Raw genomic sequence first — 3,616 nt, 5'->3', positions numbered from 1 at the left:
CCAGGCCCCCGCCCGCCTGCACCGCTTCACCCGCGCCGAACGCTGGATCCACCGCACCACGGCCGCGCTGATGGGCGTGTGCGTGGCCACCGCCGCCTGCCTGTACCTGCCGCAGCTCGCCGAACTCGTCGGCCGCCGCGAACTGGTGGTCCGCCTCCACGAGTGGGCCGGGCTCGCCCTGCCCGTGCCCGTCCTCACCGGTCTCGCCTCCCGCGCGTTCCGCGCCGACCTCGGCCGGATCAACCGGTTCGGCCCGCACGACAAGCTCTGGCTGCGCGCCGCCCTGCGCCGCGACAAGCGGCCCTCGTCCCGGCCGGCGGGCAAGTTCAACGCCGGGCAGAAGATCTACGCCGCGTGGATCGCCGGCGCGACGCTGGTGATGCTCGGCACCGGCCTGATGATGTGGTTCACGCATCTGACGCCGCTGATGTGGCGCACCAGCGCCACGTTCGTCCATGACTGGCTGGCGCTCACCGTCGGCATCGTCCTGGCCGGCCACATCGGCATGGCCCTCGCCGACCCGGAGGCCCGGCGCGGCCTGCGCACCGGCACGGTCGGCCGGGAGTGGGCGGAACGCGAACACCCGCTGTGGCGGCCGTAGCCACAGCGGGTGTGCACGATCGACCGGGAACGCCGGACGCTCCGGCGCCGGGGCACCCGGCGGCGCTAGATGATCAGGGAGAGCAGCAGCACCAGACCGCCCGCGACCACCGAGATGATCGTCTCCATCACGGACCAGGTCTTGATCGTCTGCCCGACGTTCAGCCCGAAGTACTCCTTCACCAGCCAGAACCCGGCGTCGTTGACGTGCGAGAAGAACAGCGAGCCGGCGCCGATGGCGAGCACCAGCAGGGCCGCGTGCGTGGTGGACATGTCGGCGGCGAGCGGCGCGACCAGACCGGCCGCCGAGACGGTCGCCACGGTCGCCGAACCGGTCGCCAGCCGGATCGCCACCGCGATCAGCCAGGCCAGCAGCAGCGCCGGTATGTTCCAGTCCTCGGAGATGTCCAGGATCATCTGGCCGACACCGGTGTCGATCAGCGTCTGCTTGAAACCGCCGCCCGCGCCGACGATCAGCAGGATGCCCGCGATGGGCGCGAGCCCCTTCTCGACCAGCGGCGAGACGCGCTCCTTGCCGAACCCGGCCGGCCGGAGCAGCGTGAAGATGCCCACGAGCACGGCGGCGAGCAGCGCGATCAGCGGGGAGCCGACGACGTCGAAGATCCGCTGCGTGGTCGTCTTCGGGTCGTCCACCACGATGTCGACCAGCGCCTTGGACAGCATCAGCACGACCGGCAGCAGGATCGTGGCCAGCGTGGCACCGAAGCCGGGGCGGTTCTCCAGCTCCTCGGAGGCGCGCTGCGGGATCATCCGGTCCGGTGCGGGGACGTCCACCCAGCGGGCCGCGACCTTGGAGAACAGCGGACCGGCGACGATCACCGTCGGGATCGCGATCAGCACACCGAGCGCGAGCGTCACACCCAGGTTGGCGCCCACCGCGTCGATCGCGACGAGCGGGCCCGGGTGCGGCGGCACCAGACCGTGCATCACGGACAGACCGGCGAGGGCCGGGATGCCGATCCGCATCAGGGAGTAGTTGCCGCGCCGGGCGACCATCAGCACGACGGGGATCAGCAGGACGACGCCCACCTCGAAGAAGAGCGGCAGACCGATCACCGAGGCGATCAGCACCATCGCCCACGGCATGGCGCGCCCGCCCGCCTTGGCGAGGATCGTGTCGACGATCTGATCGGCGCCGCCGGAGTCGGCGAGCATCTTGCCGAGGATCGCACCGAGCGCGATCAGGACACCGACACCGGCGACCGTGCTGCCGAGGCCGGTGGTGAAGCTGGTGATCGCCTTGTCGAGCGGCGCCCCCGCGACCGCCCCGAGCACCAGGGTGCCGAGGGTGAGCGAAAGGAAGGCGTGCAGCTTGAACTTGGTGATGAGCAGGACGATGACGGCGATGCCCACCAGCACGGCGATGCCCAGCTGGGCGTGGCCGGCGGAGGTGATCGGCTCGGCGGTGTCCGCTGCCAGCTTCTCGACGCTGAGTCTGGTCACGGGGGTTCCCTTGCAGGTACGGGGGATGGGGAGGGACCGGGGCCCGCAGGAACGGCCGGGCCCCGGTGGGGAGGGGGGTTACGGGGCCGAAGGCTCGGGCAGCGACGCCAGCGCGGTCATGGCCCGCTCGGCGATCTGCTCCGGGCCGCCCTCGACGTCCACCGCGACGCCCGCCTCGTCCCGCTCCAGCGGCTGGAGCGTGGCGAACTGGGAGTCCAGCAGCGCCGTGGGCATGAAGTGGCCCTGACGGTGTGCCATCCGGTCGGCGATCAGCTCCCGGCTGCCGGTCAGGTGCACGAACACCAGACCGGGGGCGGCGGCGCGCAGCCGGTCGCGGTACGACCGCTTCAGCGCCGAACAGCTGACGACCCCGCCGAGCCCCACCCTGCCGTGCGCCCAGTCACCGATGGCGTCCAGCCACGGCCACCGGTCCTCGTCGGTGAGCGGGGTACCGGCCGTCATCTTGGCGATGTTGGCCGGGGGGTGGAAGTCGTCGCCCTCGGCGTAGGGAACGCCGAGCCGGGCGGCCAGCAGGGGACCGATCGTGGTCTTGCCGGTGCCTGCCACGCCCATGACCACGACGACGTGGGGGGTCTTCATCGCTGCCTCGCAGTCTTCGTCGACACGTTGATGCCGGGACACTGAAACCCATTAGGTCCGACGAATTCAAGAGTCTGTGACGTATAAGTCTGACTTTTTATTCCGGTGAGCCGAGCCGTACTCTGTGTGCATGACCACTCCGGGCCGGGGGCTGCACGGCCGTGTACTGGACACCCTCGGCCCCGCGATCACAGCGGGCGAGTACCCGCCGGGCAGTGTCCTGCGTACCGACGAACTCGCTCAGAAGTTCGATGTGTCTCGATCGGTGATGCGGGAGGCGGTCCGTGTCCTGGAGTCCATGCACCTGGTCGAGTCCCGCCGCCGCGTCGGCGTGACCGTACGCCCGAAGTCCGAGTGGAACGTGTACGACCCGCAGGTCATCCGCTGGCGCCTGGCAGGCGCCGACCGTCCGCGCCAGCTGCGCTCACTGACCGTGCTCCGCTCGGCCGTCGAACCGGTCGCCGCGGGTCTCGCCGCCCGCAACGCCACCGCCGAGCAGTGCGCCGAGCTGACCGAGCGCGCGCTCGGCATGGTCGCCAACTCCCGCGGGCACCGCCTGGAGGAGTACCTCTTCCACGACGTGGCCTTCCACCGGGTGATCCTCGACGCCTCCGGCAACGAGATGTTCGCCCGCCTCGGCGATGTCGTCGCGGAGGTCCTCGCGGGCCGCACCCATCACGACGTGATGTTCGAGGACCCCGACCCGGCCGCCGTCACCCTGCATGTGAAACTGGCCGAGGCGGTGCGCGAACGCGACGCCCGGCGCGCGGAGGAACTGACCCGCGAGATCACGGCCGGCGCCCTGCGCGAACTGGACATCCTCGCGCCCTAGGTGTATTGCCCTGAGAGGTTAGGAACGCGGCTGGCGGGTGGCTGGCCTTTCAGCGCGGTGTGTCCGCGGTGGTGATTGTAGGTGTGCAGCCAGTCGGGGAAGGCGTCGCGTCGTTGTTGT

At 70.8% G+C, this 3,616-nt stretch carries 4 protein-coding genes and 1 pseudogene; 2 read left to right on the top strand and 3 right to left on the bottom strand.

The genetic code is table 11. The features are described from left to right. Positions 1–16 precede the first annotated feature (16 nt). The gene (locus MTQ10_RS28955) at positions 17–601 is read left to right on the top strand and encodes a cytochrome b/b6 domain-containing protein (protein ID WP_247473340.1); all 585 of its coding nucleotides are present in this window, start codon (positions 17–19) and stop codon (positions 599–601) included. A gap of 65 nt (positions 602–666) precedes the next feature. On the opposite strand, the gene MTQ10_RS28950 is transcribed toward MTQ10_RS28955, so the two are convergent. Both MTQ10_RS28950 and MTQ10_RS28945 read right to left on the bottom strand, forming a co-directional pair. Beyond that, a complete protein-coding gene (locus tag MTQ10_RS28950) occupies positions 667–2,064 on the bottom strand; it encodes a GntP family permease (RefSeq protein ID WP_247473338.1) in 1,398 nt (465 codons plus the stop codon). A 78-nt stretch (positions 2,065–2,142) separates the two neighbouring features. Beyond that, positions 2,143–2,664 (bottom strand): gluconokinase, encoded by a 522-nt coding sequence (locus MTQ10_RS28945; protein ID WP_247473336.1) that lies wholly within the window; start codon positions 2,662–2,664, stop codon positions 2,143–2,145. Between the two features lie 130 nt (positions 2,665–2,794). On the opposite strand from MTQ10_RS28945, the gene MTQ10_RS28940 reads away from it, so the two are divergent. After that, positions 2,795–3,496, top strand: a complete 702-nt coding sequence (locus MTQ10_RS28940) for a FadR/GntR family transcriptional regulator (protein ID WP_247473333.1) — start codon at positions 2,795–2,797, stop codon at positions 3,494–3,496. Here MTQ10_RS28940 and MTQ10_RS28935 read toward each other — a convergent pair. Continuing rightward, positions 3,493–3,616: pseudogene (locus tag MTQ10_RS28935) on the bottom strand (IS481 family transposase); the annotation flags it as partial. The gene MTQ10_RS28940 and the pseudogene MTQ10_RS28935 sit on opposite strands and share 4 nt — an antisense overlap.

The sequence above is a fragment of the Streptomyces sp. XM83C genome (assembly GCF_023072675.1).
GTDB lineage: Bacteria > Actinomycetota > Actinomycetes > Streptomycetales > Streptomycetaceae > Streptomyces > Streptomyces thermocoprophilus.
The sequence above is the reverse complement of the archived record's forward strand: the minus strand, read 5'-3'. Positions and strand labels throughout refer to the sequence as shown.